The following is a 4,338-nucleotide window of genomic DNA, read 5'->3' as shown; positions in this document are numbered from 1 at the left end:
CTGCAAACATTGACTTCGAGTTCATTCCACCTTATACACCTGAAATGAATCCAATTGAACAAGTTTGGGCTGAAATACGTAAAAGAGGATTCAAGAATAGAGCCTTTAAGACACTTGAAGAGGTGATTGACAAACTACAAGAGGTGATTCAAACATTGCATTGGTCTGATTTGAAATCCATTGTTTATAGAAAATGGATTTCTTCAGATTTTGATTTTTGACGAGTATTAAATGATTTTTGACGAGTATTACGAATCAACATCAAGTTGATTATTTTTTTTTGGTATAATAAGAATGATAGGAATATAGTTGTTTGGTTTACGTTTATATAGCCGTTTAGTTTATTTTTAGTACTAGGCAAGGAGTTGAAGGTAGTTGAAAAAGTTAATAACTATTTCAAGTTCAATTATAAAAGATAAACGAAATGACGATAATACTCATTGGTCACCACTTCATTCCTCATTTTGTCGATAGGTGGCATGTAGCTATGAGAGCTTTAGAAAGGAGATTCTATGTCAGATGTTACTATCTTACCCTTAGGCAGTCTTGTGATCCTCAAGGGAAATACAAAGAAAATGATGATTGTATCACGTGTTATTGCTGTACCCGTCAAGGGAGAAGTCTACCGCTTTGATTATGGTGCCTGTCTTTACCCAGAGGGGCTCATGGGCGATAGCCTTATCTACTTTAATCAAGAAGACATCTTAAAGGTTGTCCAAGAAGGATATACGGATGATGATAATGCTATCATGTTGGAAAATATCGACCATATTTTGAATACCACTGACATTCCGAAAGGAAATGTGTCCGAATTAAATGGCGTCAATGGTCTTGGAGGATAGGTTATGGGTAAAATGGATGATGCTCAAATTTATCAACTGCAAGGGCAGGTTGATGCACACTATGCAAATCTTTCCGCAGCCTCCGCAACGATTGCTTCCATTGATGAAAAATTAGAAAGGCTACGGTCTGTCAAAAAGTCGATTGGGAATATTCAGACGGATGTCAACGACACCAAGGTTTCCATCATGCTCAAAAAGGAACAACCGGACTGGAAAGGAAAGCAAAAGGAAGAGTTCACCAGCAAGTGGGAGGAATTTTCAACGGATTACACGAGCTTTCAGACAGAAATGAACACCTTTTATGACGCTATTTGTGATGAAATCACCCGGCTAGAAAATCAGAAGAATGAGCAGAATGGCATCATTGGCTGGTGCCAAAGCCAGATTAATCATCTAGGCAATTTCATTGAGAAACTATTACACACCAAGGAGGGATAGGATATGTACGGCGTTATTCAATTATCAGATGTTGTCTTTCTGTCCCATGTCAGTAAGCTCTCAACTGCCAAAGCTAGCCTAGCTGACGGAAGCAAGCCCGTCTTTGAAATGACTTCAGAGTCAAAGGTCTTGGATCTTTACCAGCAACAATTTGACGACTTGTACCAGCTGATCACACAGTATACAGCTTTATTAGAAACGGATATTGCCCGCATTTCAGATGCAGGTAAGGAGCTTGCTCGGACGGACAATGTCTTGGGACAGTCCCTATTTTCAGGTCTGAACTAAGGAGGGCGTATGAGTTACAAGATTCGATTTGATGACATTACCAGTTTTCAGACTACTAGCCAGACAACGATTGCCTCATGGGGGCAGTCAATTGCCAGTATCAACACAGCCATGTCAGATTTTATCAATGACAGCAGCCTCCAAGGAGAGGGGATTGCGGGGATCCGCACCTATCTAAGTGAAGTACACGGTACCTTGTTACAGACCTTAATAAATTTGATGAATGATTATTCGTCTAGTTTCCTGCTCTACAAAGATGGCTATTATAATATAGATAGCGATCACCACGCAGAATTACCTGAACAAGTCTTCACCGCTCTTCAGTCAGACTTGAAGAACTCTCATGACCGCTTCAATCATCAGCTGGAACTTCTAAATGCCGAAAAGGATAAGATTTCTGACTTGGTTTCCTATTCTGGTACCAGCCATACAAGTACCGCTTTAGACTATGGCGTGCTAACAAGCAAACTCAAGACCCTAGATAGTGCGATCCAGCAGTATGAAAGCAATCATGCCCGACAGGATTTGACTGCCTTTAAGGAGCTGGTATCTGCGACTAAAGCTCTGTTATCGGAATACAGCGGTCAAACCCGCAAGATCAGTTCCTATCGGTCGGGTGATTTAGGGAAACTCCAGTCAGTAGAGCGCTTTGCGACCGCCTATCAACAGGTGGAACAACATATCACCAATACAATGGACAAAGTGCAGGCAGCCCAAGAACGAGACCAAGCGAGATTTGAAGCCCTAGCAGCAGAAGAGAGAAAGACCCAAGGCTGGATAGACCTTGCCCTAGGAGCTGCAACCATTGCCGTTGGTGTCGCAGCCATTGTGGCTAGTGGTGGAGCTGCCACTCCTTTAGTGGCAGGAGCTTGGATTGCAGGTAGCGGAACGGTTGCCTATGGTCTCTCCAATACAGTTGAGGCAGGACACAACCTTTACTTAGGCTACCAAGGAGACGGCAAGACCCACGCTACCAATCCCATTCGGGACACCCTATTTATGGGCAATGACAAGACCTACCACCAAGTTGGCGGTCTCTTTACCACCGCCAGTGCGGTACTGATTCCCATAGGCAAGACCCAGAGTGTGGTCAAGGGATTGACAGAATTTATGATTGGAGAGGTTGGCGGTTTTGCCGGACACCAAGCAGCCTACCACGGCATCAAACTCCTCGGCGGTAGCGAAGAAGACGCCCAGCGCGCCAGCCTTGTCGGCAGTATCCTAGGAGGCTACGCCGCCTCGTCCGCGGCGAGTAAGTTTAGTTTGAACCAGCCGCCATATAAGACAGCTATTGATGGACAGGTATCAAGCATTAAACAAGTTGAGTTACCGAAGAGTATTGCAGAAACTTTTACAAACGGTGAATACCGTACGGTGGTTACATCTGAGGATGTGACGTTATATCGAACATTTGGAGGGAATGCAGAGGCGGCTGGAGCTTTTGCAACAACCAGTTCAGCTAAAAATAGAATTCAGGCTAAAATTGATACGGCTCTTAAACCTGAATGGAAAAACACAAGAATGTATGAAGCAACAATTACTGTTCCAAAGGGACAAGTTCTTAATATTGGACAAGTTGCTCCTCAGGAAATTATTTCTTCAGGAACAATTCTAAAAGGGGGAGCAGATCAGGTATTGCTTCCTAGAGATTGGCCACTGGAGTGGATAACTAATATTAGTTTGGTTCCTAATTAACTGGAGGAAAAGATGACAAAAATTCAAGACTATGCTAGAAAAATTATCTTCATTTTAGATAATAATTATTCAAATCAAATAGAGTTTTCAGGTATTATCAATCATTTATATAATTTAATGATGGAAATTGTGTCACAAGATGATAGTATTTCATTAGATATTCCATCGTTAATTAGACAGTTTGTGGATGAAACAATGGATTATAATAGTTCTATTATTATTTATTTAGAAAAGATGGATCAGGAAATAAAAAATGCAAGAAGATACAAAAATTAAAACAGCGATTTCCATGTTCAAAAACAGTAAAGGTAGCATCTTTCAAGAAGAGTTATATCATTATTTAAAGAATCATATATTTTGGATTCCTATATCGCAAACAGATTTACTTGAGAAGGTATCACTAGCTTTTTTAACTGATTCCGGTGGGGATACATTCATTCCTTTATGTACGGATATCAAAGAGTTTGAATTATTAAAACAAAACTCCTTAAGTGTTTTACCTAAACAGTGTTCAATTTATGATTGTGCAAAAATTGTTCGAGAGTTGATAGAAGTTAAAGGAATTGTTATTAATCCATTTAGTGATAATCTTGTCCTTAATAGAGAAAATATAAATTATATCATAGCTCACTCTATGTTGAGAAGAGGGGAGGAAGTCATAGTAGGAGAGCCAAAAGAAGAGTACAGGATTATTAAATATCGATTAAAAGAGTTTATGGAGACAATTCCAACAATAAAAAAAGCTTATTTACTTTCAGTTATCAGAGAAAGGAAGAGTAAAAATTTAACTTTAGTTATAGATGGTAGTGATAAGGATTGTAAGGCTATTGTAGATTTTTTTAATACGAATCCAATTACAGAAGAAATTATAGATATTTTGAAACTCCAATCAGAATTTTCTAAAAATATAATTAAAGAAATTGCCCCCTTCTATGTTAAATAATATTTGGGAACTATATACCAGTTTACACTAGATACAATATATAGTATTCAAGATTATCAAAAAAGACGACTTCTAAACGGAAATCGTCTTTTAATAATGTCTAAACTCTCCAGAGTGTTCTCTCATATACTC

7 protein-coding genes are annotated in these 4,338 nt (G+C 39.3%); all 7 read left to right on the top strand.

The genetic code is table 11. The features are described 5' to 3' along the window. Positions 1-221, top strand: a 221-nt coding sequence (locus tag BU200_RS10095; protein ID WP_211268965.1) for a transposase, incomplete at its 5' end; no start/stop codon positions are given. Positions 222-512: 291 nt separating this feature from the next. Continuing rightward, positions 513-842, top strand: coding sequence for a DUF4176 domain-containing protein (locus BU200_RS10090; protein WP_075100004.1), 330 nt, complete (start codon positions 513-515; stop codon positions 840-842). Positions 843-845: 3 nt separating this feature from the next. Beyond that, the gene (locus BU200_RS10085) at positions 846-1,280 is read left to right on the top strand and encodes a YwqH-like family protein (protein WP_075100003.1); all 435 of its coding nucleotides are present in this window, start codon (positions 846-848) and stop codon (positions 1,278-1,280) included. Positions 1,281-1,283: 3 nt separating this feature from the next. Further along, entirely contained in the window at positions 1,284-1,568 is a 285-nt protein-coding gene (locus BU200_RS10080; RefSeq protein WP_075100002.1) for a TIGR04197 family type VII secretion effector, read from the top strand. A gap of 9 nt (positions 1,569-1,577) precedes the next feature. Beyond that, on the top strand, positions 1,578-3,263 hold the full coding sequence (locus BU200_RS10725; RefSeq protein ID WP_083609407.1) for a T7SS effector LXG polymorphic toxin: 1,686 nt from the start codon (positions 1,578-1,580) through the stop codon (positions 3,261-3,263). 12 nt (positions 3,264-3,275) lie between these two features. Then, positions 3,276-3,539, top strand: coding sequence for a hypothetical protein (locus tag BU200_RS10065; RefSeq protein ID WP_075100001.1), 264 nt, complete (start codon positions 3,276-3,278; stop codon positions 3,537-3,539). After that, the gene (locus BU200_RS10060) at positions 3,517-4,206 is read left to right on the top strand and encodes an enhanced serine sensitivity protein SseB C-terminal domain-containing protein (RefSeq protein WP_075100000.1); all 690 of its coding nucleotides are present in this window, start codon (positions 3,517-3,519) and stop codon (positions 4,204-4,206) included. Before BU200_RS10065 ends, BU200_RS10060 begins: the two co-directional genes overlap by 23 nt. Positions 4,207-4,338: the final 132 nt, after the last annotated feature.

It is taken from the genome of Streptococcus acidominimus, assembly GCF_001921825.1.
In the GTDB taxonomy this organism is placed as follows: Bacteria; Bacillota; Bacilli; order Lactobacillales; family Streptococcaceae; genus Streptococcus; species Streptococcus acidominimus.
This window is presented reverse-complemented; position numbering and strand designations above follow the sequence as displayed.